A 26,542-nucleotide genomic window follows, 5' to 3' on the forward strand; every position below is an offset into this window, starting at 1 on the left:
CTGCTGGCAGCGATCAAAGCAGTCGGGGAGGCTCCCGGAAGAAAGGTGGTCCCTGATAGGGACACTGAGCACCAAGCCATGGCGGCTTCGGATGCGCACTTGAGACTAACACTACCGGATCCAACAGACATTCCCCCTCTCCATCACCGGCTATCGAGCCCATCCGCGCGGGTTTCGCGCGGGCTCCGCGCGGGCGGCCTGCCCTGGCCGCCCGCCCCTGGCCGGCTGTGTCCTCTACTGCACGGATCAGCCGCCCTGGGTTCCCAGCGGAAGTACGCTCGCGCCCGCGGCGTCGAGTGCGAGCCGGTTGGCCGCCCACCCCTCGCCCGCGAGCCGTGCGACCTTGTCGGCCGCACCGTTGTCGACCAGCGCGAGGACCGTGGGGCCCGCGCCGGAGATCACCGCGGGGATGCCGTCCGCCCGCAGCCGGGCCACGAGCGCCACGCTCTCGGGCATCGCCGGGGACCGGTACTCCTGGTGGAGACGGTCCTCGGTGGCCGGCAGCAGGAACTCAGGACGCCTGGTCAGAGCCTCTACGAGCAGACCCGCGCGGCCCGCGTTGGCGGCCGCGTCCACGTGCGGGACGGTGCGCGGCAGCAGGCCGCGCGCGGTCTCCGTCAGGACCGGCTTGGAGGGGACGAAGACCACCGGAACGATGGAATCGGCGGGCTCCATGCGGATCGCCTTGGCGCTGCCGCCGTCCATCCACGCAAGGGTGAAACCGCCGAGGAGACAGGCGGCGACGTTGTCGGGGTGGCCCTCGATCTCGGTGGCGAGCTCCAGCAGCGCCGTGTCGTCGAGCTTGGCCTCTCCGCCTATGGTCACGGCGCGGGCGGCCACGATGCCCGCGCAGATCGCGGCGGAGGAGGAGCCGAGGCCCCGGCCGTGCGGGATGCGGTTGGCACAGACGACCTCGAGGCCGCGCGGCTGGCCGCCCAGCAGGTCGAAGGCGGTGCGCATGGAGCGTACGAGGAGGTGGCTCTCGTCCCGCGGCAGGGTGTCGGCACCTTCGCCCGCGATGTCGATGTTCAGGCCTGAATCGGCCACGCGTACGACGACGTCGTCGTAAAGCCCCAAGGCCAGCCCGAAGGCGTCGAAGCCCGGGCCGAGGTTGGCACTGCTGGCGGGAACGCGCACCCGTACGGCGGCGGCGCGGAAGGCGGGACCGGCCATCTTCCGATGACACTCCTTGTGACTGTGCGAGACGGGATCTTCGCTGGCTCGCTGTGAATGTACTGGAGAACGTACGACACCCGAAGGCCCTGTGGGCAGCACCGCGGTCATATGCGCGGCGGCGGATGTAAGTACAGCCTATCGAAGGAAGGTTCTTCTCCGACATAGGGCGCACAGCAGGCGCACGATGCGTGTCGCCGGCTCCCGCCGGTCAGGTCGGGTTTCCGCCGCGATATCTGGCGGGTTTCCGTCGGTTTTCTGGCCGTACGGCCCGAGTTGCCGGATTCCTCAGCCTTCGAAAGACTTCCTGAATCCGGAATCCGGAATCCGGCAACTCGGTTACTGCGGTACTGCTGGTTCGCTCAGACGAGGCCGAGGCGGATGGCGGCGGCCTCGGCGTCGACCGGGATGGTGACCGGCTGCGGAGCACCGGCGACCGCCCAGTCGGGGTCCTTCAGGCCGTTGCCGGTGACGGTGCACACGATCTTCTGGCCGGGGTCGACCAGACCGAGGTCGACCGCCTTGAGCAGACCGGCCACCGACGCGGCCGAGGCGGGCTCGACGAAGACGCCCTCCTGAGCGGCCAACAGGCGGTAGGCGGACAGGATCTGGCGGTCCGTCACCTCGTCGATGAAGCCGCCCGACTCGTCCCGGGCCTGCAGGGCGTAGTCCCACGAGGCCGGGTTGCCGATGCGGATCGCCGTGGCGATGGTGTGCGGCTCCTTGACGATCTCGCCGCGCACGATCGGCGCGGAACCGGAGGCCTGGAAACCCCACACACGGGGCGTACGGGAGGCCAGGCCATCGGCCTTGTACTCCTTGAAGCCCTTCCAGTACGCGGTGATGTTGCCGGCGTTGCCGACGGGCAGCACGTGGATGTCGGGGGCGTCGCCGAGCGCGTCCACGATCTCGAAGGCAGCCGTCTTCTGGCCCTCGATGCGTACCGGGTTGACGGAATTGACCAGCGCCACCGGGTAGTTGTCGGACAGCGCGCGGGCCAGATCCAGACAGTCGTCGAAGTTGCCGTCGACCTGAAGGATCTTGGCGCCGTGCACGAGCGCCTGGCCCATCTTGCCGAGCGCGATCTTGCCGCGGGGCACGAGGACGGCACAGACCATCCCGGCACGCACCGCGTAGGCGGCGGCGGAGGCCGAGGTGTTGCCCGTGGAGGCGCAGATGACGGCCTTGGCGCCGTCCTCCTTGGCCTTGGTGATCGCCATGGTCATGCCGCGGTCCTTGAAGGACCCGGTGGGGTTGGCCCCCTCGACCTTGAGGTGTACCTCGCAGCCGGTGCGCTCGGAGAGCACCTGGGCGGGGACGAGGGGAGTGCCGCCCTCGCGGAGCGTGACCACCGGGGTCGTGGCCGTGACCGGCAGGCGGTCCCGGTACTCCTCGATGATGCCGCGCCACTGGTGGGTGCGATTGCTGCTCATGGGTCCTTACTCCCCTTCAACACGCATGATGCTGGCGACACCGCGGACGGTGTCCAGCTTCCGCAGCGCCTCGACGGTCCCTGAGAGGGCGGCGTCGGGCGCACGGTGAGTGACGACGACGAGGGAGGCCTCGCCGTCCTTGCCCTGCTGACGGACGGTGTCGATCGAGACACCGTGCTCCGCGAAGGTCGTCGCCACCTGGGCGAGCACGCCCGGCTTGTCCGCCACATCGAGGCTGATGTGGTAGCGGGTGACGACATCCCCCATGGGGCTGACCGGCAGCTGGGTGTACGCCGACTCGCCCGGCCCCTTTGCCTCGGCGAGCTTGTTGCGGCAGACGGCGACGAGGTCGCCGAGGACCGCGGACGCGGTCGGCGCGCCGCCCGCGCCCGGACCGTAGAACATGAGCCGCCCGGCGGCCTCCGCTTCGACGAACACCGCGTTGTAGGCCTCGCGGACGGAGGCGAGCGGGTGGGTCAGCGGGATCATCGCCGGGTGGACGCGGGCGGTGACGGACTCGCCGTCGGCGGCGCGCTCCAGGATGGCGAGGAGCTTGATGGTGCAGCCCATGCGCTTGGCGGACGCGAAGTCCGCGGCGCTGACCTCGGTCATGCCCTCGCGGTAGACGTCGTCGAGGCGGACCCGGGTGTGGAAGGCGATGCCGGCCAGGATCGCGGCCTTGGCGGCGGCGTCGTAGCCCTCCACGTCGGCGGTGGGGTCGGCCTCGGCGTACCCGAGGGCGGTGGCCTCGTCGAGGGCCTCCTGGTACCCGGCGCCGGTGGAGTCCATCTTGTCGAGGATGAAGTTCGTCGTGCCGTTGACGATGCCCATCACCCGGTTGATCTTGTCGCCCGCGAGGGACTCGCGCATGGGGCGGACCAGCGGGATCGCGCCGGCGACGGCGGCCTCGTAGTACAGGTCCAGCCCGGCGGCCTCGGCGGCGGCGTGCAGCGCGGCGCCGTCCTGGGCGAGCAGCGCCTTGTTCGCCGAGACGACGGAGATGCCGTGCTCGAAGGCGGTGGTGATCAGGGTGCGGGCCGGCTCGATGCCGCCGATGACCTCGATCGCGACGTCGATGTCGCCGCGTTTGAGCAGCGCGGTCGCATCGGTGGTGACCAGGGCCGGGTCGATGCCCTCGCGGACCTTGGAGGGGCGGCGCACGGCCACGCCCGCGAGCTCGACGGGCGCGCCGATCCTGGCCGTCAGATCGTCGGCGTGCGTCGTCATGATGCGGGCAACTTCCGAGCCGACCACTCCACAGCCCAGCAGCGCCACCTTCAGCGGACGCGTACGCATCATTCGACCTACGCCTTTCGATCTTCACATCAGTACCTGTTGCGCGGTTTGCACCCCAGGTGTGAACCAGTCTCACTCAATGGACAACAGTTTCCACCCTCGGTCCATTGAGTGAGACACCGTTTTGGGGGTCCGGGGGCTTCCCCCAGAAAGATGCGCGTCAGCCGACGTCCAGACGCAGGAGATCCTCCTCCGTCTCCCGGCGGACGATGACCCGCGCCTGGCCGTCGCGCACGGCGACGACTGGCGGACGGAGCACGTGGTTGTAGTTGCTCGCCATCGACCGGCAGTACGCGCCGGTGGCCGGGACCGCGAGGAGGTCGCCCGGGGCCAGGTCGGCGGGCAGGAACGCGTCCTTGACCACGATGTCGCCGCTCTCGCAGTGCTTGCCCACGACGCGCACGAGCATGGGATCGGCCTCGGAGGTCCGGGAGACGAGGGTGACCGAGTACTCGGCGTCGTAGAGGGCCGTCCGGATGTTGTCGGACATCCCGCCGTCGACGGAGACGTACGTCCGCAGACCCTCCAGCGGCTTGATCGTCCCGACCTCGTAGAGGGTGAAGGCCGTCGGCCCCACGATCGCCCGTCCGGGTTCGACGGAGATCCGCGGGGCGCGCAGGCCGGCCGCCTCGCACTCGCGGGCGACGATCTCGTGCAGGGCCTTCGCGATCTCGTGCGGCTCGCGCGGGTCGTCGGCGGGGGTGTAGGCGATGCCCAGCCCGCCGCCGAGGTCGATCTCGGGCAGCTCCACCCCGTGCTCGTCGCGCACGGCGGCGAGGAGGCGTACGACGCGCTTGGCGGACACCTCGAAGCCGGCCATGTCGAAGATCTGCGAGCCGATGTGGGAGTGGACGCCGAGCAGCTCCAGGCTGTCGTGTCCCAGCGTGCGCCGTACGGCCTCGGCGGCCGACCCGTCGGCGACGGCGATCCCGAACTTCTGGTCCTCGTGGGCGGTGGCGATGAACTCGTGGGTGTGCGCCTCCACGCCCACGGTGACGCGGATCTGCACGGGCTGGCGTACGCCGAGCTCGCGGGCGATGTGCGCGACGCGGGCGATCTCCTGGAAGGAGTCGAGCACGATCCGGCCGACGCCGGCCTCGATGGCGCGCGTGATCTCGCTCGTCGACTTGTTGTTGCCGTGGAAGGCGATGCGCCCGGCCGGCATCCCGGCGGAGAGCGCGGTGGCGAGCTCCCCTCCGGAACACACGTCGAGGTTGAGCCCCTCCTCCTTGAGCCACTTCACGACGGCCTTGGAGAGGAACGCCTTGCCGGCGTAGAAGACGTCGGCATCGGGCCCGAAGGCGTGGGCCCACGCGCGGCACCGCGCCCGGAAGTCCTCCTCGTCGAGGAAGTAGGCGGGCGTCCCGAACTCCTCGGCGAGGCGGGTCACTTCGATCCCGCCGACGGTGGCGACCCCGTCGGCGTTGCGGCCGACCGTGCGCGCCCAGATCTTCTCGTCGAGCGCGTTGAGGTCGGCGGGCGGCGGGGCGTAGTGGCCCTCGGGCATGACATCGGCGTGGCGAGGCCCGGCGGGGTGTGCGGAACGGCTCATCTCGACATTCTCTCTTCGCAAATCATCCGGAACACGGGCGAATCACATCGGACCACAAGGAGTCACATCGGATCACATACGGTTCCCGGCATCACAGGTGGTGGTGGTCGGGCACGTGTCGGACACGTCAATGCCGAGCAGGGCCAGGCCGCCGGCCAGCACCGCCCCGGCGGCTTCGGCAAGGGCCAGCCGGGCACGGTGGGCGGCCGAGGGTTTCTCGTCCCCCTTGGGCAGGACGCCGTACTGGAAGTCGAGCAGGGCGTCGGCGATCACGACGAGCTGCCGGACGAGCCGCTCGGGCGCCCGGTGGTGCGCGGCGGCTTCGAGCACGAGGGGCTGATCACGGAGGGCGCCGAGCAGAACGCCGGCGCCGTCCACCTCCCCCGGTTCCGCACGGAACCCCAACTGCCCGGCGTTACGGGTCAGCGCCCGCGCCCGGTCGTGGGCGTACCGCACCCGGAAGAACTCGCTGGACTCGTCCTGAACCAGCAGCGATGCGGGGAACACGGGGGTCTCGGCGGCGGGAACACAGAGCATCGCCCAGACGGAGGCGCCGGCCCCGAACACCGCGACCACGTCCCCGTCCCGCTTGGCGACGGGGGCGACGGGGGCACGCTCCCCTTCCACCCCCACCCCCGCCCCCGCCCCCTGGCTGCTCGCGATCCGCCGCACGGCCGCGCACACGACGCGCTCGCGCAGGGCCCCGAGGGGCACATCGACGAACTCGACGAGGTCCCCAGACCCAGACCCACCGGGGGTGAGGCCGTACAGCTCCCCACCGGCCCGAATGCCGTGCACCAGCTCCCCAACGGAACTCGCGGCGAGTACGAAGTTCAGGAACCCGGCGCCGGTGATCTCCACCCGCTCGATCCCGGGCAGGCCCGCCAGCCGCGGGGCCAGCACCTCGGCCACTCCGCGGGGCGCGACTCCGGCACCCTTGGCCACCCCGAACGCGACGGGCGAGGCGTAGTCCCCCACTCCCCCGGGCCGGGTCCGCTCGACGACGACCCGCGCGGGCACGACCACACCGGCGGGCAGCTCCCCGTCCTCGACGGCGCAACGCAGGGCGCGCACGACGGAACGGGAGAGGTCGACGGGGGTCACGTGACCAGCCTAGGGGAGAAGCCCCCACGTCACGCGAACGGTTTCGCCATGTGAACAGCGGGCCCCAACAAAGGGGGCCGGAAGCACCGGAAGAACGGAAACGACAAGAGAAACGGGAAGAAACGGGAAGGGGTCATCCCCTCCCTCTCCCGGCGGGAGCGCCCTTCCTCTCTCTCCTGTCACGACGCTCGATGAGCTGGTGCACGACGCGCACCAGCTCCGCGGGCTCGAAGGGCTTGGCGAGGAAGGCGTCCACGCCGGCGGCGATCCCGGCCTCGACCTCGTTCTGCGTACAGGCGCTCACGATCGCAACGGGCAGATGCCGCGTCCGCGGGTCGGCCCGCAACTGCGCGGCAGCCCCGAACCCGTCCAGACGGGGCATGACCACATCAAGAGTGATCACATCCGGCCGCACGTGATGAACGACGTCCAGACACTCGGCACCATCGTTCGCGGTCACGACCTCGAAGCCCTCCAGCTCGAGATTGACCTTGATCAGCTGCCGGATGACCTTGTTGTCGTCGACAACAAGCACCCGGCCCGAGGCGCCTGACACAACTCGAGAGTAGGTCCGCCCCGGCCCCCGCGTCCGGGTTTTTGCCACTTCCACCCCGTCCGAGCGACCCCCGCCCCGATCCCCCCGAATCCGTTCCTGATCACCACCGGGAAGCTGGTAGTGTTCAACCCGTCGCAGCAACACCAGCGACAGCGCCCCCGTAGCTCAGGGGATAGAGCAACGGCCTCCGGAGCCGTGTGCGCAGGTTCGAATCCTGCCGGGGGCACTCCAGCAGAGACAGCGCGATCACGCCGCTGACCAGCTGAAGTGCCAAGCATGAAGGCCCGAACTCAGTCTCACTGAGTCCGGGCCTTTGTCGTTGTCACGCACCGGTCCCGTGTGAGGAGCGTGTGGGCCACACGCGAGGCTCAGGAGCCTCCCTCCTCCCCTTCCTGCGCGTCCTCCCCCACGTCGTCCCACCCCATCGCCTTCGCGATCTTCGCGTTGTTCAGCTCCTCGTGACCGTCGATGCAGCCCTCGTAGCGCCGATGGATGACCTCCGGGGAGTTGCCCGCGCGCCGGGCGACCTCTGCCACCGGCACCCCAGCGTTCAGCCAGTTGGTGATGCAGGTGTGGCGCAGGTCGTACGGCCGGCGCGCGAGCGGCGCGGCGGCCCTGTCCGGCGGAAGCGCGAACGGCCGCGCTTCCTGCCACACCCTCCAGTAGCTGGAGGTCCCCAGCACGGCTCCGCGCTCGTTGGAGAAGATCCTGCCGTCCGCGGCCTTGCCGAATTCCTTGATGTGATCGCGAAGCATGGCCACCAGAACCGGCGGAATCGGCACCGGCCGGTCGGCCTTGATCTCACGCGACTTCAGTCCGCGCCTGTCGTGACGATTCCCGGAGTCGGTCCACCTCTTTCCGGAGACCGGCCGGGTCTCCCTCAGGGTGAGGGTCCCCCACCCTTTCTCGGGCAGGTAGCAGTCCTCCTCCCGAAGTCCAACCGCTTCCGCCGGCCGCATCGCTGCATAGAGCTGACAACCGAAGAATGCGACCAACCGGCGCCCGCGGTTGCGGTGGACAGAGCCAACGTAGGAAACGGCAGTGAGGAGTTGCACCCCCTGGACACCGTTCACAAGAACCCGTGGATCAACCACATCGTCCCCTTTGGAGACGGACCGCTTCATACCGGCGAGCGGGTTCTCATCCAGGTAGCCCAACTCAACCGCGTACTCCATAGCCGTGTTGAATCCGCGACGTCGCCGCTTGTACGTCTCCCCTGCCGCCGGGGTGTCGTCCAGCTTGAACGAAAGCCGGTACTGGACGTCCCGCTGCACCTTCGGGTCCGTGAGATCCGAGAGAGGCCGCGAACGGAGCGAGAGCCACGTGCAGGGCGCCACCAGCTCGGGGGGTGGCTCCTCCCCCTTGTGGGCCGGTACGACCGCCCAACGCACGGCTAGCCGGACCTCTTCGGGTGTCGGAGCCTTGGCTCCATCCCCTGTCATCGCGATCGCGACCGTGGCGAGGCTGTCGGCCAGCCCCTCCCGGGTCTTGGCCGCAGCCGTCCGCCAGCGGAAGGCCATGTACTCGCGGCTGAACTCCCACCAGGAGGGATCGGGCCTGGTGTTCTCCTTGGCCGCAGCCGCGCGCAGCTCGGACTCAGGCAGACCCGATTCCACATCGAAGGCCTCCCCCTTGGTCATCGCCTTCCACAATTCCGCCCGCCGAGTATCGGCAAGCGTCACGGTGGCGAAGGAGGCGTGGCGCACATTTCCGGCGACCACCCAGCGCAGCTGATACGGAGCCGACTTACTGGAAATCTTGCTGATCTTCCAGATGCGAACATCAGTGGTGAGCGTGGGCTGCACTGCCGGCGCCCGGCCCCCGCTTTCACGGGGGCCCGATGCCTTCTTGGTCTTGCGGTGACTCACGCGGCTTCCTCCAGGGACCCGAGCCAGCGGTCCAATTCCGAGCGCCGGATTCGCACCGCACCGTTCGGGAGTTTGATGGCTCGGGGGGCCTTCCTGCACTGCCGCCAGCGATAGAACGTCGCTCTCGGCACGCCGATCTCTTCGATCACTTCGGGGATGGTCAGCATTTCGTCGCGGGGCTTGGCCACGGCGAGGCTCCTTCGGGGAGGTGTGGGTTCTGGGAGCGGGACGTGCTGTCCGAGCCTGGGATTTCTGCGTCATCGCGTCATCTGCGTCATTTGTGGGTCTGACCTGCGGTTTCGCGGTGACGCAGTGGGGTGCTGTGTGTCACCGGCTGCGTCACCCGCGTCATCGGGTGACGCAGCCGGTGACGCAGATGACGCAGGATGACGCAGCCGTTGGCCGTCTGCGTCACCCCTGTCTTCGCAGCTCACAGGCCGTTTCGGGGCCCGTGGTGACGCAGGTGACGCAGCATCTCTTCTATTAGGAAAAGAGAGGGGGTGGTTTCTGTTGTGGTGCGCTCAGCTCAAGCCGAAGAAGGGGCCGCTTCGCGGCGCGACCTTTGCGACGGCGGCAAGCCGCCGGACAGGCAAGAGGAGCACCCCCGGCCATGGCGGGGCGTGCTCCTCTTGCTTGTACGGGTGCGACTTCGGGGCGCGGGTCAGAACGCCGCTTCCTGCTGTCCCGGAGGCTCGGGGGCCGGTCGGGTCATAGCGATGTAGCGGGCCGCCTTCGTGCGGCCCCAGTCCACCAGGACGCCGCGGGCGGCGAGGGTGGGCTGCAGGCGTTTGAGGCGGTCGGAGAAGACCTTGCCGGTGGTGGGCCATCCCTTGGGCAGGGGCCGGAAGTCCTCGCCTGCGTAGAGCTGGGTGATGGCGTGCAGCCACTCCGCCGACGTCATCCGGACTTCCTCGCCGGGCTCGGCACCGGCAGCGTGCTTGAGGACGGTCTGCGCCAGGAGGTCACCCTCGATCACGTCGTCGTTGAGTTCGTCCAGGCCCGCCCGGTAGGCGTTCAGGGCCCCGAAGCCGCTCGCGGCGTCGAGCTGCGCACAGGTGCGCGAAGTCGGCCATCCGTAGGTCTGCGGGGATGTCGGCCTCGGCAGCCCGGACCTTGACGGTGAGGTCCAGGAGAGAACCGAGGATGACCGGCAGCACCTGCGCGTACTCCGTCCACAGCTCCGCCTCGGTCCGCCGTACCCGGGGCCGCACCAAGCGCAGGGGAAGGAGGCGTTCGGCGAGGTCGGGACGGATGACGCCCACGTCGATGCCGGTCAGCAGGAGCGGGCGGCGGTAGCGGGAGCGGTAGACGTCGCCGTCGCTGAACAGCGCCCGCTTGATGCTCTCGGCCCCGGTGACGATGCAGCACATCAGGTCGGACAGGTCCGGCGGCAGGTGCGAGAGGTTGTCCAGGGCCGTGATCCATCCGGCGGCCACGGCCGTGATCAGGTTCTCCTCGTCCTTCGGCGCGCGCCGAAGGTCACCGGTCATGCCCTCCACGATCCGCATCAGCATGCGAGCCGCGGTGGACTTCCCCGCGCCCTGCGGGCCCGTGAGGAACGGGGCGGGGACGGGAACGGACGGCTCCAGGCAGCCGATCACCCAGGCGATGGCCAGGCACTCGCTCTCGGCACTGGCGAAGTTGCACAGACGCAGCAGAGCGTCAATGCCCTTACCGTCCGTGTCCCTCTCGGGAAGGGGCAGTTCTCCGGTGAGCTGGGTGCGTCGCCAGCACACCTCGCGCGGGTCGGGGGTGCGGATGTCCCAGCCGTTGGGGTGGATGCGGACGGACTTGCCGTCGTCGCGTCCCAGGTCGAGCCAGGTCGCGCCGTCGAACCCGGGGGCGACCCGGATGTGGGTGGCCTGGACGTCCTGGCTGAGGGCGAGTGCTTCGATCAAGTCGAGGGCCTCCTTGAGTGCGGTGCCGTTGAAGGAGCCGATGCCGTCGTTGTAGAGGCCGACCATGAGTTCCTGGCGGTGGCTTCCGGTCGTGCCCTGGGAGCGGATCGGGCGGGCGACGGGGTGGCCGTTCTTCTGCGCGTAGACGGTGCCTTCGGTGGTGCGGAAGTACCGGAAGTGGGCCTGCGCGTAGTCGGTGATGATCTGGCGTGCCGGGTTCTTCTCGTCCTCGGGCACGGTCACATCCCCAATGCGGTGCGGGCGTTGGTCCAGGCGTCCTCGCAGTGCCGGACGGATTCGCCCTTGCCCTGCGCGGCGGTGAACAGGCGTCCGGTGTGGGCCTCGGTCAGGCAGCCGCACTGGCCGTGGGTGGACAGGACGGCGAGGAAAGTCCGGTACACGGTCGTGTGGATGGCTTCGGTCGCCGTGGTGATGCGCAGCTCGGCCATGGCGATCCCCCGTTCCAGGTAGGCGGGCGAGCGGTGCGGGCACTGCCCACCCCCGGCCGGCGCCGCCACGGGGACGGGGCGGGTCTGCCGGACGGTGGGTTCCTTCACCACGAGCGAGCGCACGACGTCCGGCAGCACGGCCATCGTTCCGGTGCCGGGGCCACGCCAGCGGACGTAGGACATCGTGGACTTCACGTCGGCCCCGGAGCGGACCCCGTTCTTCGACTGCATGGCGCCCTGGTAGATCCAGTGCTCGCCCCGCGTCGTCGGCACGACCGTGGTGGCGGGAAGGATCTGGCGGGCCCAGGCGACGGCTTCGGCGTCGTCCAGGTCCACGACGGTCAGACCGGCACCGCCCGGGTGGTAGGCGACGGCCCCGGCCTGACGCCAGGCGCGGGCCCAGGACGGGCCGGTGATGACGTCCGGGTCGGTGGTGGCAGCACCCCAGGCGTGGCAGGGCGCCGGGCACTGGCAGGGCCCGGCCGCTTTCATGTGGGGCCGGTCCCCGCACGCCGATCGGGTGCAGGCCGGACAGTTCCCGAACGGCTCCTTCCCCTCCCGCAGCGGCAGCACGGGCAGGCCGATCCCCGCGAGCCACAGCGCGGTGCGTAGGTGGGCGGCAGCGGTGCTCATGCGGCCACCGCCCCGATGCTGAGCTGGGCGAGGGCCTGGCGGCCGATGTGCTCGGCGTAGGCCGGGGGGATGCATTCGCGGATGCCGTCGCGGTTCATCCACGGGACGTCCATGACCTGGCGGGCGTGGGGGACGCCGGAGAAGTTCCCGACGAACTGGCCGAACCAGCCGTTGGGGATGGGACGGCCCATCTTGGCCTGCGGCGCGGTGTGGGCGGGGTGCGGGGGCGGGGTGAGGGCGAAGCCGCCTCCGGTCTCGAAGAACCGGTGCCGGTACGTCTCCAGCCCGAACATGGCCCCGCACAGCATCACGGGCTCGCGGAGCTTGTGGGCGGCGCCCCGGACGTTCTCCATCACCCACGGGCGGCCCGTCGCGTTCAGGGCATCGCGGGTCGGGCCGATGAGGTCGGGATGGGCGTTGCCCTGGATGCGCTGGCACTCGGAGTCGTGCTGGCAGGGCGGGGAGGCGTGGATGAAGTCGAAGCCCGCGCCGAACGTGCGGATGAAGTCGACAGCGTCGCCCTGGTGGAAGCCGAGCGGGTAGCGGGGCTGGGCATCCTTGTCGACGCCGGTCACCTGGAATCCGGCGCGGTGGTAGCCCATGCCGGCACCGCCCTGGCAGCAGAACGCGTCCAGCAGCCGCAGGGTGCGGCCTCGCGGGATGACGGTGTGCTGGGTCATGCTGGTGGTCTCCTGTTTCTGTCGAAGGGACGGAGAGCCGGGGCGGTCGCGGTCTTTGGCGAGAGGCGACCGCCCCGGGCACAGCTACAGGTCGGTGAGCGTGGCGGTGGGGATCTCGTAGACGTCGATGACGTCCTTCACGCCGTGCCAGCGGCCCGGGGCGTGGTGGATGTAGACCACGTGGAGCGGGATACCGTCGCGGCCGGTGAAGGCGTAGACGTTCACCGCGTCCACGTTCTGCGGGCTCTTGCGGGCGCTGCAGATGTGGGACAGAACCGAGATCACCGTGAGGCGTTCGGGCCGGTACCTGGCCCCGTCGACCTGGGTGTGCAGCGTGGGTTGCTGGGTCGCGGCGAGGGTGGGGCTCGTGCTCATGTGGGGCTCCTTCAGTTGTGGAAGTGGTTGCGCTTGATGACGGCCCGGCGGATGTTGACGACCGTCCCGCCCTTGCTCGCGCAGTGGTTGTTACTGAGAACCTGCGTGGCGATCCATCCGCCGAAGATGACGGCGGCCAGGATGACGAGCTGCTGGATCAGTGCGGCGACGGCGGCGATGAAGGTGGTCAGGAGCATCAGGCCGCCGCAGGCCGCGGCGAAGCCGATGCCGCCGAGGGCGATGTTGACGGCGATCGGGTTGATGGCCGGCCGTTCCGCGACGGGCTCGGGGGCCTTCGTGGGGGCGATGGCGTAGCCGGTGATGATGCGGCCGTCCGGGAGCTGGATCGTCTGGACGTCCGGCAGCGAGTGCGGCTGCTGGACGACCAGCGGCGCCGGTGCCATGGGGACCGGGTGGTGGATCTCGGCGGTCTCCCAGCGGGTCGGGTCGTGGTGGTTCAAGGGGTGCCTCCTACAGGTCGGGTATGGCGTTGATGAGGGAGTTGATGACCTCGGTGACGACGGGGGCGGCTCCGGTGGAGGCGAGGTAGAAGCCGAACATCACGGCGACGAAGGCGGAGCCGACGCCGAGGGTCTTGGATCGCAGGAGGAGTGCGAGGAGGAGCCCGAAGAGGGCGACGAGGGTGATGGTGACGGCCATAGGAGGCCTCCTTGCTCGGGGTTGGAGGAGGGGCTACTTGCGGCGCTTGGCGCGGGCGTCCTCGCGGGCCTGGGCGACCTCGCGGATGCGGTCGATCTCGTTCTCGATGCGCTTGGTGGACTTGCCGCGCTGCTGGCGGCGGACGGCCTTGGCGCCGAGGTAGACGACGCGGGCGAGTTCGCCGAGGCTGTGCGGGTCCTTGTCGGTGAGTGCGAACTTCTCGCGGGCCATGACGGTTGCTCCCTTGGGTCTGGGGTTAGCGGGTGCCGGCGCGGTGGATGCGGGCGGCGCGGTTGTGGAGGCGGCGGCCGACGCGGACGCGTATGCCGTGGCCGTGGCAGCGGCGGCAGACCTTGCCGCGCTTGGGGCGTCCCTTGCGGTCGGTCTTGAGGAGCTGGCCGACGCCGTCGCACTTGCGGCAGGTGCCGAACGGGGACAGCCAGCACCTGACGCCGTAACCAAGGGTGACGGCGAGTAGGCAGGCGCTAGCGAGCAGGGCAAGGCTCATGGAGGCCCTCCTGGGCGGGTTTCCGGGGTTTCCGCAGGTGGGCCGCTAGACGCTAGCGACCTGATCAGGTGCGGTTTGTGTCGCTAGCGAGGTTGCTAGGTCTAGCGACATGGGTTGCTAGACCTAGCGGCCCTCCGGGCTACTTCGCGGCCCGGTTCTTGTCACGCTTGGTGATGGCGTCGATGATGTGCTGGCGCTCGATGCCGCGCCGGTTGGCGCCCTTGCCGGTCTCGGTCTTGCCCCACACCTGGTCGGTCTTGATGCCGAACGGCTTGAGGACGGTGCCGAGCTGGTCGGCCTTCGCGCGGCCCTCCAGCTCGGCCCACGGCCCGTACGCGCCGGCGTCGAGCTCGGCAAGGCGATCCACGATGACCTCGGACCACACCTTGTCCTCCGACCTGCCGAGGACGGTGGCGATGTCGTCCAGGATCGCGTCCGCGCTGCGGGGCGCGGGGACCTCCCCGATCGCGTCGCCGGTCAGGGTGCCCTCCTCCTCGCGCAGGGCGCGGGCGCGGACGAGGATGCTGTCGGCGTCGCGGCCGTCGCCGAGGTAGGTCCGCACGATGCCGCAGTCGTCGCTCATGCCCTTGAGGAGGCCGACGCCCTTGTGGGACTTCAGGAGTCGGGAGGCGTCCAGGCCTTCGCTGTAGGAACCGGCGCCGAGGACGACGTCGGAGACCTGCCAGGAGCCGACCCGCAGGGAGAACCGGGCCTGGTGCTGGTCACGCAGGACCGAGGGGCAGGCCTGGTCGTCGGGCTTCTGGGTGGAGTTCAGGACCGAGACCCCGACGGCCGGCGCGACGCGGGCGAGGTAGACGAGCAGTTCCAGGACGGCCTTGCCGTGGACGGGGTGCTGCAGGTACTCCTGCACCTCGTCCACGACGACGATGGTGAGGGGCATGTTGAGCTTCTTGTCCCGGGAGATCTCCGGGGTCAGCTTGCCCTCGGGGCAGATGTGCAGGGGCAGTTCCGAGAGCCGGTGGTAGCGGTCCTCGACGTCGGCCTTGAGCTCGGTCAGGGCGTTGATGAGGTGCTCGACGGGGTCGAAGCCGTTGCGGGGCACGATGCCGAACCCGATCCGGTGCGCGACCTTGGAGAAGGACCTCCAGTCCGGGGAGGCCTTCCCGTCGAACAGGATGATCCTCACGTACGGGTCCAGTGCCGCGGCGAGCACGATGGTGCGGGCGGAGAACGTCTTGCCCTGCCTCGGCACGGCTCCAACCAGGAGGGACAGCCACAGCATGCTGGCCATGACCGGGTTGCCGCGCTCGTCCACGCCCCACGGGAACGGCTTCCAGAAGTCCACCCGAGTGGCACCCAGCAGCGGGGTGCGGCCGGCGGGGACGGCGAGCGGGTCGCGGTCGGCGATCCACATCGAGACCCTGCGGGCGCTGGTCTCGTCGCGGTCCAGGAAGAGCTGCGTGGGCGAGATGTCGATGCCCGAGGCGAGCGGTACGTGCTTCTTCAGCGCGTCCTCGAACGTCTTGCCGTACGGCAGGTCGACCACGACCCGCCAGCCGTCGCCGTCCCGCCCGATCGGGCGGGGGAAGGCAATGCCCTGGTCCTTCACGGTCAGGCCGGCCGCGGCGAACGCGCGGGTGATGATGTCGGAAGACAGGCGCCGCTTGCGGAAGGTGACCTTCGCCCGGTCGATGAGCGGCTTGTCCGCCGGCGCCCCCACCACGCCGAGCGTGGTGGTCAGCGCGGCCATGGACAGCATCAGCATCCACGACGGGGCCATCACGTAGACGGTCAGGGCGGCGGCCAGGCCGACGAACCCGGCAACCGCGGCGACGATGCCGCGCAGGCGGACGCGGTCGTTGCGCTGCCGCGACAGGCTCAGGTACTCCCCCGCGTCCTCCGCGCGCACGGCGGCGAGGCGCAGGTTCTTGCCTTCGGCATCGAACACCCACCGGCCGGCCGCAGCCGACCAGCGCCACGCACCGCGCGGGGCGTAGGCCAGGATCTTCGGCGTGTAGACCACCGGGAGTCGGAGCGCGTGGTAGCCGACGAGGGTGGAGTAGTGGCGGACGGCCCAGCGGCGGACGGCGGTCCGCTGGTCGGGGAGCTTGACCCAGTCGGGCAGTACCGGCTGACGGGTCTTGTCGTGAGCCTGCATCCACTCCGCCACCGACGCCGGGTACACCTCCCGGGGCGGGTCGACCGGGACGCCGTCCGCGATGTCGGTGGTCTCGTCGTCGGTGTCGGGGAGTTCGGCCTGCCACTCACCGGGCCGGACCTCCCCCACGCCGGGGGCGTCGGGTCCGGGGGTCTTCTTGGGGAAGGGCATCACCTTGGCCGTGTGCTCGTCCGGGCCTTCGGCGTGCGGGAACGGGGTTGTCTCGGTCACGACGGTTCGACTCCTTCGGGGTAGGCGCAGGGGATGCACACGCCGAGCTGGGCGGGGATGACGTATCCGGCGTCGCGCCGGCATTCGGGGCAGGTACGGCGGGCGGTGTTGGCCTTGGCCAGGGCGGCCGACTTGGCCGGGGTCATCGGCCGGACCGGCTTCGCGCGGTCGACGCGGTACAAGAACGCGGCCAACGGGCCGCGCCGGAAGCGCGGACGTAAGACCTGTCCGGCGATGTCCTGACCACCAGGCCGCAGCCCGAGGGCCCGGAGCTGGCGGCGGGTGGCAAGCCCATCCGGGGCCAGGTCGCCAGGGGAAGGTGGGTATCCCGTGGACGGCCCCGGTCGGGTCGACGCAGCGGGCGAAAGTCAGGCTCATCCGGCCACCACCGCGACCACAGCCGCCTGCTCGCGCTCGGCCTTGAGGGTGTCGCGGAGGGTGCGGCCGTTGGCCGACGAGGTGCGGACTGCCTTGCGGATCGCCTCCGCCGTCAGCTCGGCGTCCGGCCAGTCGGCGGTAGCCGACCGGGCCTCAGTGAGGAGTTCGTCCGGGGTGCGGGTCGCTCGGGGCGTGCGGGCCGACTCCGGTACCCGACCGGTCGCCCGGCGCGGGGCGTGCTGCATGGCGGCGACGGCCAGGGCCGGGGCCGACTGCGGCAGCTCGACCGGCACCGGGTCGGCCGACTCGATGGCGGGGAGTTCGGACACCGCAGCCGGGGCTGCCGGGGTCGACTCCCGCAGGTCAGACCCCAACCGATTTACGGTGGGCTGATCTGATTCATCCTGATCTGCGATTCGGGCAGGTCGATGGTGCAGCACTTTCGCGACGAGGTCGGAGCCGAAGAAGATGGACCCGACCGGGAGCGAGGTCGCCAGCAGCACGAGGACCCAGTTGGCAGGGTCCCAGTCGGCCAACTGCACTCGTCCACCGCCGTGCAGTTCGGGGACGAGTCCGTGCACGTAGTTGAGGACGAGGGATGCGACCGTGTACCCGGCCAGCACCCGCAGTGCGAACGTCTTGTCCTTGCCGGTGAGCACGAGGGTGGCGACCAGGGCCAGGGCCATCAGGCCGTCGACTACGAACGGGTAGAGCAGGGCGGCGGTGCCGTCCGCGCCGACCGTCCGCGCCACGTCGCGCTGAGCGTTCCAGGAGACCCGGAAGGCCATGGCGACCACGCCGACGAGAGCGGCAACCAGCAACCCCTTGGCGGTGCGGTTCATGCGGCACCGCCAATCGCGCGGCGGTGCCGGGCCCAGCCGACGTGCTGGACGCACCAGCCAGCCCCAGCGGCTGCCAGCAGCCAGGCTTCGTGCAGCGCGACGGCGCCCGGGACGGCCACCAGCACCGCCAGCGAACCGGCCCAGATCAGGTACTGGTCCAGGGACCGACGAAGGTTCGCGCTCATGCCGCGGCCCCTTTGCGGGAGCGGGTCCGGCGGCGGGCCGCCGGCCGGATGAGCGGGACGACGTTGAACAGCTCCGGGGCGTTGGCCTCAATCACCTGGGCGGCGACCCGGCTCACGTCGTCGGGCAGGTCCGGGTTGTCGGCGAGGATGCCGCGGGCCGCGTCCAGGCGAGCCGCGCGCTCCTCAGCGCTCTCACCCTCGACCCCGAGCCACAACTCCAGCGGGGTACCCAGGGCCAGTTCGATGAACTCGTTGACGCTAACGGCCTCCTGGCCGCCGATGTACGTACGCATCACTGTTCTCCTGAAGTCGAAGGGACGCCGGAGCGGTCGCGGTCTTTTGGCGAGAGGCGACCAGCCCCGGGGATAAAGCCCGAACTCCGCGGCTCCCCTCCACCCGCCCGTACAGCGCCAAGGGCGCCGGACGGGCGGGGGAGGCAACCGGCCGCAGCGCCATCAGCGCCGCGGAAGGGTTAGAAGGCCGTACGAGCGGGGCCGGGCGGTGAAGCCCGGGGCCGCCTCGCACGGCGGTTGAGCGGTGACGCGAAGGGCGGGCCGGTCGTACCGGTCCAGTACGGCCAGCGCCCGCAGATGTCGGTGGAACACAGCAACCTCCAAGCCGGAGGGGCGGGGCTTCACCGGCGCCGTTGCCACGGCCATCCGGTCCCGAGCCTGGGAATCGGGCGCGTCATCGTCACTGCTCTGACGCCAGCAGGGCGGCACGTACTGGGTGGCACCCCGAGGGGTGTTCTCCAGAGCCAGCACGCGGAAGAAGTGGCCGCCGGCGAACAGCCCGTCGCCACGGGGACGGGGATCACGCCCCGTCTCATCTCACTTGGCACTCTGTTCAGTTCTCAACAGACAGGCGCTTCCTTCAGACCCCTTTCGAGGGCCCTCCGGGCGAGGTACTGCGTGTTGGCTAGGCCAACGAGACTGTTCTAGCACGACTGACACAAGCAGCACAACAGGTTGTGTCAGTCGTGCCGGTCGAACTAAGGGAAATCCGGTTAGCATCGAGGGCATGACGCCCACTTCCGATGCCGCCCGCCGCGTGAACGAGAAGATCGCAGACGATCTCCAGCGAGACATCGAGGCGGAGAAGTACAAGGCCGGGGAGAAACTGCCGGCCGTGCGAACGATCGCCGAGCGCTTCGGCGTAGCTCCCGGCACCGCCACCAAGGCGCTGCAGCTACTCGCCCAACGGGGTGTGGTCCGCCCTGATTCGACTCGCGGCTACTTCGTACGCGCTGAGCTGAAGGAGCAGGGAGCCGCCGAGCCCAGTGGGGAATTCACCGCGATCATGCAGCAGATCGAAGCGATCCGAGACCACCTGGCCCGCCTCGACGAGCGCCTTCAACAGGTCGAGCAGACACGGGGCTCGGATGGACCGACTCCACCACCCGCTCCACCCGTCGTGTCAGGTCACACATCTCGGCACTGATCTGCTCAAGAGCCGCCATCACCTGGCGTCGCTCACGGATAGTCAAAGCCACGGCAGTACCTCCCCGTTGGCACCACAGGACGTCGCGCATCGGACGTTCACGAAGCTATGGCGCACCCGCAGCTCGACCCCGGAAAATCCTTCCGGGGTCTCTTCGCGAACGGAGGCGAGGCTGAAGTCATGCGAGGAATGACGCAGCACCTGACGACCGGCGAACGCGTTGCTTGGTACCGCCACCGCCGCGGCCTGTCCCAAGAAGTCCTTGCCGGGTTGGTCGGCCGTACCGCTGACTGGCTGGGCAAAGCCGAGAACAACCGCATCGAGCTCGACCGCCTCTCGGTGATCCGGGCGCTTGCCCACGCCCTGGACGTCTCCATCGGGGACCTCATCGGGGAGCCAACCCTCCTGGAGTGGTCGAGGGAGAGCGGCCGCGGCACGGTCCCCGCGCTGCGTGAAGCGCTCATGGACTACCGGCTCCTCACCCCGCTCCTCGGCGCGCCGGCCGACGGTCAACCGCCAACGCTCGCGGCCCTCCGGTCCGACGTCGGCGAGGTCTGGGACGCCTACCAGGGGTCCCGGTACGGATTCGCCACTCGGCAGATCCCCCTGCTGCTCGCGGACGCACTACTCGCCGTGCGGGCCAGCTCGGGGACTGAGCGAGAGGAAGCGAACGGACTCCTGGCGCTGACCTACCAGGGCGCCGCGATGGTCCTCGGCAAGCTCGGAGAGAACGAACTCGCGTGGATCGCGGCAGACCGCGGACTCGCCGCCGCACAGCAGAGCGGCGACAACGTGATCACCGCATCCCTGTTCCGATCCGTCACACACTCCCTGCTGTCCACCGGCCGCTTCGAGACCGCCGTCCAGCTCGTCAATGACGCCGCGGGGTTCTTGGAGCCCGGCCTCAGCCACGCCACCCCGGCCTACCTATCCGTGTACGGAACCCTGTTCCTCACCGGCTCCATGGCTGCGGCACGGGCCGAGGACCGAGCCACAACCCAAGCCTTCCTGCGGGAGGCCGAGACGATGGCTGCTCGGCTCGGCTCGGACGCGAACCACATGTGGACCGCCTTCGGCCCGACCAACGTCGCCATCCACCGCGTAGCGACGGCCGGCGAACTCGGCGATATGCAGATCGCCGCGGAACTCGGCCCGACCGTGGACACGAGCGGCCTCCCTGTAGAGCGCCGCGTCCGCCACAACCTGGAGGTAGCCCGCGCGCTCAGCGCCTGGAATCGCACGGACGATGCGCTCGCCATGGTCTTGGAGGCCGAACAGATCGCTCCCGAGCAGGTCCGGCATCACTACATGAGCCGAGAGCTCGTCCTCGGCTGGGTCCGCGGGACGCGGGGCCGGCCGACGCAGCCGATCGCCGACCTGGCCGACAGGCTCCGCGTGGTGTGACGTGGGTAGGCTCGGCCCCGTGAGCGAGAACGAGCACGAGGCAAAGATGGCGCACCCGAGGATGGCCTCGGGTGCGCTGTTCTTCGACGACCACGGCCAAGTCCTACTGCTGGAGCCGACGTACAAGGACTACCGGGACATCCCAGGTGGCTACGTCGAGACCGGCGAATCCCCGCTCCAAGCATGCGCGCGTGAGGTCCGGGAGGAGATGGGCATTGAGCCGGCCATCGGTCGCCTGCTCGCTGTTGACTGGGCTCCTAGCCCTGCAGAGGGAGACAAGGTCCTCTACATCTTCGATGGCGGCACCCTGAGCCCCGAGCTCGAAGAGGCGATCCAGCTGGAGACTGCCGAGATCCGCGCGTACGCCTACCACTCCCTAGAGGCAATGGAAGGCCTTACCATCCCCCGATTGGCGCGGCGCATCAAGGCAGCAGCAGCCGCCCGGAGCGAACAACGGGTCAGCTATCTAGAGCATGGCCACGAGCCAACCCCGCAGTAACCGACGCGGGTAGTCGCATCACAACCTAGGCCGACTCCTCTACCTCTTCGGGAGAGTCCGCCTGCGTAGCGCCGCTCGCCGCCGGCCGAGGACCAGGAATCACCAACGCGTCCGGCATGTGCTGAGAATGTGCATGGCGGAGGTATTCCATGGCCTGCTCGACGGATGGGTCGTGGTCGAAGTGCTCCTTGAAATATTGCAGCCTACCTTTACTTTCTTCGATCAGATCAGACCACGTTTTAACCCAAACACGCACCGAATACCCGGCGTCTGAAATGTCCCAGACGCAACCGCGAGGCTTATCCTTCTGGCGTGATTCGATCCTGACCAGATCATTCATTTCCGAAGTGATCAGCCAAAAATCCCACTCAACCCTCACGTCGGCGAACTGAGGGTCACGAATGACCGCATGCGCGTAGCTCTTGATCTGCGCCAATTCCTTGTCAGTTACTTTCACCTTGGGCGCTTTTAGCTCCACGACAAGGTGTTGCATGCGGTCATGCTCGCGCCGGGCCCGCGAGAGCATGAGGTCAACGATTCCAACGGAACCATCTTCCCGATACACCGGGTCAGGATTCATTGAATCTCGCTGCATGACCGCAAGATGACGATCCAGAACCTGATTCAGCGAGCGATCACTCACAAGGAGCTGATAATGCTCACCGAACACCCAAGTCTCGTTCTCTAGAATCTTGTGCAGTTCAGTTCGCTCTTTAACAAGCTTCTTCGCTTCCGGATCAAAGACCATATGCGATAGAGCTGCCAGAAAATCAAGACGATCAGCCACGCTACTGGAAGCCTTGATGATGCTCGACAGGCTAGTTCGGTTCAGCAGGCGGTCCAACTCAGACTTGTCATCCGAGCTGAGCCTGAAAACTTCGTCGAGGATGCGGTTGACGTGCCCCGGCTGATATTTAACCGACTCGCGCAGAAGAGCAAGCGTCGCCTTCTGTTGCTTGATGGGGCGAGGCATGTGGCGGTGAATCGTAGCCGCCACGATATCGAAGGTTTCCCTTTCGACCTTCTCGGCCTCAGTATCTGCATCCCCCTCATACGGATAGAGTCCGGCATCCTTCCAACGACTTACGACCTCCTGGCGACGCTCAACCGTCCGAAGTCGGAAGTAGTCGCGGAGGTATTGACGAGTAGCAGCCAGAAGTGCCGATACCGGACTGTCAGACATCTCCCCGAGCAGAAAATCTCCGCGATGCTCAGCCATTCGACTCCACTGCACATAAGCCGTGAAGTCGAAACCAGGCGCCTGGATGCGCATCTCGGTAATTTCTACAGTGACGCCACTCGCATCACATAGATGAAGCTCGCGGTCAACCCGCATATCCCATTCGATGATCCGCAGGACCGCCGTCTCCGTGACCCCGGTATGCTCGAAGGTGACCTCACGCTCGGTCTCCTTCTGAATGACTCCCTTGGGGTCGATCGCAGCCCCATCGAACTCGATCTGCACCTCCGGATACATAGCCAGGTAGGGAGCGAACTCCGTTGTGATCTGACTGCGCGCCTTCTCGACGGTCAGCTTATGCAGAACACTAGATTGCCTACCCCACGCCTCAACTACGGTCCCCAAATCTTCGACCGTGGCGATTGAATCGCCAATCTGGAAGTCATTACGGGATGCGCTTTGCGCGGAAATAACGGTCCTCCGGCGACCGTCAATACCGTCAGCAACGGTGGTCCACCTGATGGAGGCGCCTAGGGCGAACGCTTTCAGCCGCCCCTGCCCGGCACGACCGTGGAGGGGCCGGCCCATGAGTGACGTTCGCGTGACCTTCTTCCAAGAGCCACCGATCTTCTCGAAGGCCGTACCGCACCCCTCGGGCGTGATGCCCCCTCCGTCGTCAGCAACTGTGACCTTCTCGACAGAGCCTGTGGCGGAGCGCTCGATCACTATGGAGACCCGCTTCGCGTCGGCGTCCAGAGCGTTCCAGATCAGTTCTTTGACCGCGCCCACGGGATCGTGCTCCCTCGCGAGGCGCTCGACGTGGTCTTCGGCAGCTTCCAGGTGCACTCGTCGCATCGCGCCAGTCTGTCAGCCACCGATCACGCACGGTAGGTCCGCGCAACAAGAAGATCTGCAGGCGCATGTGTTGGTGACCTGGGTTCCGGAGGACCGGCCTTGCTCGCAACGGGGCCTTCGTGTGACAGGCGTGTGACCTGGCCTCAGATGTGAGCTCGCCTGCGCGTTTATGCAGGTCAAGGAGGATGTTGCGGGCTGCCTGACCATGCCCTCCGGAGTGGATGGTTCACCTCACGCCCACATTCTTCCATCCCGCCCTACCCCTGCTTCAAACCCACGAAGAGGCACCCCAATCGGTCCTCCAGCGTGTCGCCTCCGCAGCCACGGTGGTCTGGGTTGACCCGAGCTCTGCGGCGAAAGCCTCCGCGGTCAGGAGTGCGCGAGAAACCGGCTCACGCGCTAAGGACCGTCCCACGATGAGTCTGGACGAAGCGCCTGGAACAGGACTTAGGGCGAACGGGGTGCCCCTAGGCCCCTCCGAGCAGCACCTCAATGCGGCGGCTTCAAAATCCCGACAATAACGCCGCTTTCAAGTACGGGTAGCACCTTAACTTCGGGATGTTCACGGAAGATTGCCGCAGCTTCATGCGAGTTGACATCCGAGGATACGGTTCGACTATATTTTGCAAGCCTACGCAGAGACACACCCCGAGAACGCGAGAAGTTTCCCTTCGACGCGTTCCCCTTCAAGTCTCTGATGGAGATCACACCAAGGACACGCCCTCTCTCGTGCACGATCGCATATTCCACGCCGCGACGGTCCATGATCCGAGTCGCATCCTTGACTGACTTTGCGACATCAACCAGAACCGGGGCCTCACGAACGAACTTCTTAATACCGTTGACCACTTTCACCCCTCCGTTAGACTCGCCTATGCGAGAATAACCTTGGCTCTTTCTACGTACTTCTGGAACGTGTGACGCGCGCCGAAGATAAGGGCGACTTCAAGCGCCACGAAGCAAATCGCAAAAGCCCACCCTCCATTAACCGAACGCGACCCCTGAATTCGCACCAAGCCCGCAAGGCAGGGCAGGGCTAGGAGCGACATGTGGCCGAAAAATTGATGGTATCTATAGTGCTCGTCGACCACCGTACGAAAACTTTCAAGCTTTCCGGCATCTGACAATTTTGCGAAATCTCCAGGGCCCAGCTTTGGCCCAAACCGAAACCATTCTTCGTAAAACAGATACCGAATCGGCGATGCCGAGAGACCGATCAGTAGGGCGCCCATGGAAACCAAAAGAAAGAGGCCGACATTCGATTTAGCCGAAAGGAAAGTCTCGAAGATACTCGCTACTTGCGGACTCCAAAGGGCGATCCCATAGAGGGCGGCCAGCCCTGGGAGGAAGTAAGCGATCAAGAGGCCGAAGGTGCTTACAGTGAAATCTTTCGCCTGGCTCACATTCACCTCCCTGGCAGCGCTATCGACTGAGGCTACATATTGAACGCGTCACCGGCGACTCAGACATCCGCAATTAGACCGAACGGCCCAAGAAAGACGCGCGACGATGGAATCGACCTCAACCAGTACCGCAGCAACAGTCGGTTGCTTCCGACCGCGTCCGTCCAGGGCCCTGCGATCGGTATGGCCCCTGACGGCTGGGCCCCACAGAGGTCAGAATCAACAGCTGTCCAGCCATCCGCTGCGCACATCAACGTTGGCGGATGTCAGCAGATCCACAGGGATCTCAGCGTCCGCCCGGTCCGAACCCAGCGCGCGTGATCCCTCAGCACCGAGCAAACAACCCCAGCGACTCGCTCCGACGGGCCACCTTCGTGTGAGTAGCGTGTGGGTTCCTGCCGCACCCATCCTGAACGCATGTTCTTGCAGCTCAGAGACGTGCCAGGCCGCATCGATCGATGCCCTCCGGAGCCGTGTGCGCAGGTTCGAATCCTGCCGGGGGCACTTCGCAAGAAGTGCCCAAAGACCCCGCCATCAGCGAGTTCGCTGAGAACGGGGTCTTCGCGTATGTGCAGGCAAGTGCGGCCCTGCGTAGCCGCATGTCAGGCCCTGTGGACTGTTCGTGGACAGGGTCTTGGTCCATCGGCGTAGGTCGGCGGTAGAAGCGCGGATGGCCCCCGGACAGGTCCAGGGGCCTCGCAGCGGATCGCCGGCCACTCGTACTCGCTGAGTTGAGCTGTGGTTGGCGCGAAGCCGACTCGCCCCTGGTTCGGTGAGGGGCTCGGGCGATGGTTTTCGGCAGGCCGTCGGCCTGCCGCGGTCAGGGGGTTAGGACCACTCGGCCTATGGGGTGGCGGGATTCCAGGAGGGCGTGGGCTTCGGCGGCCTTTGACAGGGGGATTCGGGCGTGGATGGTCGGGCGGATTTGGGTGGTGGAGACCAGGGTGAGGAGGTCCTTCAGGGCGGCGGCCGCCAGGTCCGGGCGGCTCGTCATGAGGGTGGCCATGCTGAAGCCGATGACCTGGCGCATGCTCAGCAGGTCGAGGACCGGGATCGAGGGCTGCTGCGCATCGCCGCCCGAGCCGCCGAAGACCATCAGGCGGCCGTAGGGGGCCAGGAGGGCCACGTCGGTGAGGAGTTGGGGGCCGCCTATGCCGTCGAGGATGACGTCCACGCCGCCTTTGATGCGGTCCGGCCAGTGCGGGTCCGTGTAGTCGATGGCCTCGTCCGCCCCGAGGGTGGAGCGGATGAAGTCCAGTTTGCGGGCGGAGCCGGCGGTGGCTATCACGCGGCCCGCGCCCAGCGCGCGGGCCGCCTGGACGGCGATGTGGCCGACGGCGCCGGCGCCGGAGTGGACCAGTACGGTCTCGCCGGGGGCCATCCGCGCGGTGCGCAGCAGGTTGAGGGCGACCCGGCCGGGGGCTCCGACGAGGGTGGCCTCGGCCGGGTCCAGGCCGGCGGGGAGGGGCAGGACGCGGTCGGCGGGCGCGGCGACGTACTCGGCGTACGCCTGCGGCGCCTTCCACACGGTGACCCGTGTGCCGGGGGTCAGGCCGGTGACCCGGTCGCCGACCTCAACCACGGTGCCGGAGACATCGGCCGACGGGCAGTAGGGCAAGGTCGGGGCTCCCAGGGGGAACCTGCCGCTGCGGCGCTGGACATCGGCGTGGTCGACACCGATGGCCTCGGTACGGACCAGAACCTCGTGCGGGCCGTACGCGGGGACGTCGACCTCCTCGGGCTGCAGCACCGACGAGGGGCCGTATGCGTGGTAGCGGATGATGCGCACGTCGTCGTCGCTTCCTGGTGGCGGAGGTTGGG

General features: G+C 68.1%; 26 protein-coding genes, 1 tRNA gene and 2 pseudogenes. 4 read left to right on the forward strand and 25 right to left on the reverse strand.

The annotated features are described in order from the left end of the window. Nucleotides 1-246 precede the first annotated feature (246 nt). The 6 genes from thrB to ACFWBW_RS07245 all read right to left on the reverse strand — a co-directional run bounded on the left by thrB (nt 247) and on the right by ACFWBW_RS07245 (nt 7,162). On the reverse strand, nt 247-1,173 hold the full coding sequence (thrB, locus tag ACFWBW_RS07220; protein ID WP_385369199.1) for a homoserine kinase: 927 nt from the start codon (nt 1,171-1,173) through the stop codon (nt 247-249). Nucleotides 1,174-1,535: 362 nt separating this feature from the next. After that, complete coding sequence (gene thrC / locus ACFWBW_RS07225; RefSeq protein ID WP_385369201.1) at nt 1,536-2,606, reverse strand: threonine synthase; 1,071 nt, start codon at nt 2,604-2,606, stop codon at nt 1,536-1,538. A gap of 6 nt (nt 2,607-2,612) precedes the next feature. After that, on the reverse strand, nt 2,613-3,902 hold the full coding sequence (locus ACFWBW_RS07230) for a homoserine dehydrogenase (protein ID WP_266912707.1): 1,290 nt from the start codon (nt 3,900-3,902) through the stop codon (nt 2,613-2,615). A gap of 160 nt (nt 3,903-4,062) precedes the next feature. Then, complete coding sequence (gene lysA / locus ACFWBW_RS07235) at nt 4,063-5,454, reverse strand: diaminopimelate decarboxylase (protein ID WP_385369203.1); 1,392 nt, start codon at nt 5,452-5,454, stop codon at nt 4,063-4,065. A 72-nt stretch (nt 5,455-5,526) separates the two neighbouring features. Continuing rightward, entirely contained in the window at nt 5,527-6,558 is a 1,032-nt protein-coding gene (gene nrtL / locus ACFWBW_RS07240; RefSeq protein ID WP_385369205.1) for an ArgS-related anticodon-binding protein NrtL, read from the reverse strand. Nucleotides 6,559-6,691: 133 nt separating this feature from the next. Further along, nucleotides 6,692-7,162, reverse strand: a complete 471-nt coding sequence (locus ACFWBW_RS07245; RefSeq protein ID WP_385369207.1) for a response regulator — start codon at nt 7,160-7,162, stop codon at nt 6,692-6,694. A gap of 106 nt (nt 7,163-7,268) precedes the next feature. Between ACFWBW_RS07245 and ACFWBW_RS07250 the strand changes: the two genes are divergently transcribed. Further along, nucleotides 7,269-7,340 (forward strand) — tRNA-Arg (locus ACFWBW_RS07250). Nucleotides 7,341-7,482: 142 nt separating this feature from the next. On the opposite strand, the gene ACFWBW_RS07255 is transcribed toward ACFWBW_RS07250, so the two are convergent. The 15 genes and pseudogenes from ACFWBW_RS07255 to ACFWBW_RS07325 all read right to left on the reverse strand — a co-directional run bounded on the left by ACFWBW_RS07255 (nt 7,483) and on the right by ACFWBW_RS07325 (nt 18,233). Beyond that, nucleotides 7,483-8,982: a tyrosine-type recombinase/integrase gene (locus ACFWBW_RS07255; RefSeq protein ID WP_385369208.1), complete on the reverse strand. Its 1,500-nt coding sequence runs from the start codon at nt 8,980-8,982 to the stop codon at nt 7,483-7,485. Then, on the reverse strand, nt 8,979-9,170 hold the full coding sequence (locus ACFWBW_RS07260) for a helix-turn-helix transcriptional regulator (protein WP_385369210.1): 192 nt from the start codon (nt 9,168-9,170) through the stop codon (nt 8,979-8,981). Before ACFWBW_RS07260 ends, ACFWBW_RS07255 begins: the two co-directional genes overlap by 4 nt. A 473-nt stretch (nt 9,171-9,643) precedes the next feature. Beyond that, nucleotides 9,644-11,117: pseudogene (locus ACFWBW_RS07265) on the reverse strand (ATP-binding protein). Nucleotides 11,118-11,119: 2 nt separating this feature from the next. After that, a complete protein-coding gene (locus tag ACFWBW_RS07270) occupies nt 11,120-11,962 on the reverse strand; it encodes a bifunctional DNA primase/polymerase (protein ID WP_385369212.1) in 843 nt (280 codons plus the stop codon). Next, the gene (locus ACFWBW_RS07275; protein ID WP_385369214.1) at nt 11,959-12,642 is read right to left on the reverse strand and encodes an SAM-dependent methyltransferase; all 684 of its coding nucleotides are present in this window, start codon (nt 12,640-12,642) and stop codon (nt 11,959-11,961) included. The genes ACFWBW_RS07270 and ACFWBW_RS07275 overlap by 4 nt, the downstream gene beginning before the upstream one ends. Nucleotides 12,643-12,726: 84 nt before the next feature. Further along, nucleotides 12,727-13,017, reverse strand: coding sequence for a hypothetical protein (locus ACFWBW_RS07280; protein WP_385369216.1), 291 nt, complete (start codon nt 13,015-13,017; stop codon nt 12,727-12,729). 11 nt (nt 13,018-13,028) lie between these two features. Next, nucleotides 13,029-13,478, reverse strand: coding sequence for a hypothetical protein (locus ACFWBW_RS07285; protein WP_385369218.1), 450 nt, complete (start codon nt 13,476-13,478; stop codon nt 13,029-13,031). A 10-nt stretch (nt 13,479-13,488) separates the two neighbouring features. Next, nucleotides 13,489-13,677 (reverse strand): hypothetical protein, encoded by a 189-nt coding sequence (locus ACFWBW_RS07290; RefSeq protein WP_385369220.1) that lies wholly within the window; start codon nt 13,675-13,677, stop codon nt 13,489-13,491. A gap of 33 nt (nt 13,678-13,710) precedes the next feature. Continuing rightward, entirely contained in the window at nt 13,711-13,908 is a 198-nt protein-coding gene (locus ACFWBW_RS07295; RefSeq protein WP_271244203.1) for a hypothetical protein, read from the reverse strand. Between the two features lie 25 nt (nt 13,909-13,933). After that, complete coding sequence (locus ACFWBW_RS07300) at nt 13,934-14,185, reverse strand: hypothetical protein (protein WP_385369222.1); 252 nt, start codon at nt 14,183-14,185, stop codon at nt 13,934-13,936. A gap of 139 nt (nt 14,186-14,324) precedes the next feature. Beyond that, nucleotides 14,325-16,535, reverse strand: coding sequence for a cell division protein FtsK (locus ACFWBW_RS07305; RefSeq protein ID WP_385369224.1), 2,211 nt, complete (start codon nt 16,533-16,535; stop codon nt 14,325-14,327). Then, nucleotides 16,532-16,913, reverse strand: a pseudogene (locus ACFWBW_RS07310) (RRQRL motif-containing zinc-binding protein). Before ACFWBW_RS07310 ends, ACFWBW_RS07305 begins: the two are co-directional and overlap by 4 nt. Further along, entirely contained in the window at nt 16,910-17,755 is an 846-nt protein-coding gene (locus ACFWBW_RS07315; RefSeq protein WP_385369226.1) for a DUF2637 domain-containing protein, read from the reverse strand. The pseudogene ACFWBW_RS07310 and the gene ACFWBW_RS07315 overlap by 4 nt, the downstream one beginning before the upstream one ends. Further along, the gene (locus ACFWBW_RS07320) at nt 17,752-17,940 is read right to left on the reverse strand and encodes a hypothetical protein (protein ID WP_385369228.1); all 189 of its coding nucleotides are present in this window, start codon (nt 17,938-17,940) and stop codon (nt 17,752-17,754) included. The genes ACFWBW_RS07315 and ACFWBW_RS07320 overlap by 4 nt, the downstream gene beginning before the upstream one ends. Then, on the reverse strand, nt 17,937-18,233 hold the full coding sequence (locus ACFWBW_RS07325) for a hypothetical protein (RefSeq protein WP_385369230.1): 297 nt from the start codon (nt 18,231-18,233) through the stop codon (nt 17,937-17,939). Before ACFWBW_RS07325 ends, ACFWBW_RS07320 begins: the two co-directional genes overlap by 4 nt. Before the next feature lie 727 nt (nt 18,234-18,960). On the opposite strand from ACFWBW_RS07325, the gene ACFWBW_RS07330 reads away from it, so the two are divergent. The 3 genes from ACFWBW_RS07330 (at nt 18,961) to ACFWBW_RS07340 (ending at nt 21,283) form a co-directional block, all read left to right on the forward strand. Then, nucleotides 18,961-19,380: a winged helix-turn-helix domain-containing protein gene (locus ACFWBW_RS07330; RefSeq protein ID WP_385369232.1), complete on the forward strand. Its 420-nt coding sequence runs from the start codon at nt 18,961-18,963 to the stop codon at nt 19,378-19,380. Nucleotides 19,381-19,560: 180 nt separating this feature from the next. Continuing rightward, complete coding sequence (locus ACFWBW_RS07335; RefSeq protein ID WP_385369234.1) at nt 19,561-20,784, forward strand: helix-turn-helix domain-containing protein; 1,224 nt, start codon at nt 19,561-19,563, stop codon at nt 20,782-20,784. Nucleotides 20,785-20,803: 19 nt separating this feature from the next. After that, complete coding sequence (locus ACFWBW_RS07340) at nt 20,804-21,283, forward strand: NUDIX domain-containing protein (RefSeq protein ID WP_385369236.1); 480 nt, start codon at nt 20,804-20,806, stop codon at nt 21,281-21,283. Nucleotides 21,284-21,308: 25 nt separating this feature from the next. On the opposite strand, the gene ACFWBW_RS07345 is transcribed toward ACFWBW_RS07340, so the two are convergent. The 4 genes from ACFWBW_RS07345 to ACFWBW_RS07360 form a co-directional block, all read right to left on the reverse strand. Beyond that, complete coding sequence (locus ACFWBW_RS07345) at nt 21,309-23,318, reverse strand: ATP-binding protein (RefSeq protein WP_385369238.1); 2,010 nt, start codon at nt 23,316-23,318, stop codon at nt 21,309-21,311. A gap of 489 nt (nt 23,319-23,807) precedes the next feature. Next, the gene (locus ACFWBW_RS07350; RefSeq protein WP_385369240.1) at nt 23,808-24,173 is read right to left on the reverse strand and encodes a CBS domain-containing protein; all 366 of its coding nucleotides are present in this window, start codon (nt 24,171-24,173) and stop codon (nt 23,808-23,810) included. Between the two features lie 17 nt (nt 24,174-24,190). Then, the gene (locus ACFWBW_RS07355) at nt 24,191-24,721 is read right to left on the reverse strand and encodes a hypothetical protein (RefSeq protein WP_385369242.1); all 531 of its coding nucleotides are present in this window, start codon (nt 24,719-24,721) and stop codon (nt 24,191-24,193) included. 820 nt (nt 24,722-25,541) lie between these two features. Further along, entirely contained in the window at nt 25,542-26,510 is a 969-nt protein-coding gene (locus tag ACFWBW_RS07360; protein ID WP_385369244.1) for a zinc-binding alcohol dehydrogenase family protein, read from the reverse strand. Between the last annotated feature and the right edge of the window lie 32 nt (nt 26,511-26,542).

It is taken from the genome of Streptomyces sp. NPDC059957, assembly GCF_042730015.1.
Lineage (GTDB): Bacteria > Actinomycetota > Actinomycetes > Streptomycetales > Streptomycetaceae > Streptomyces.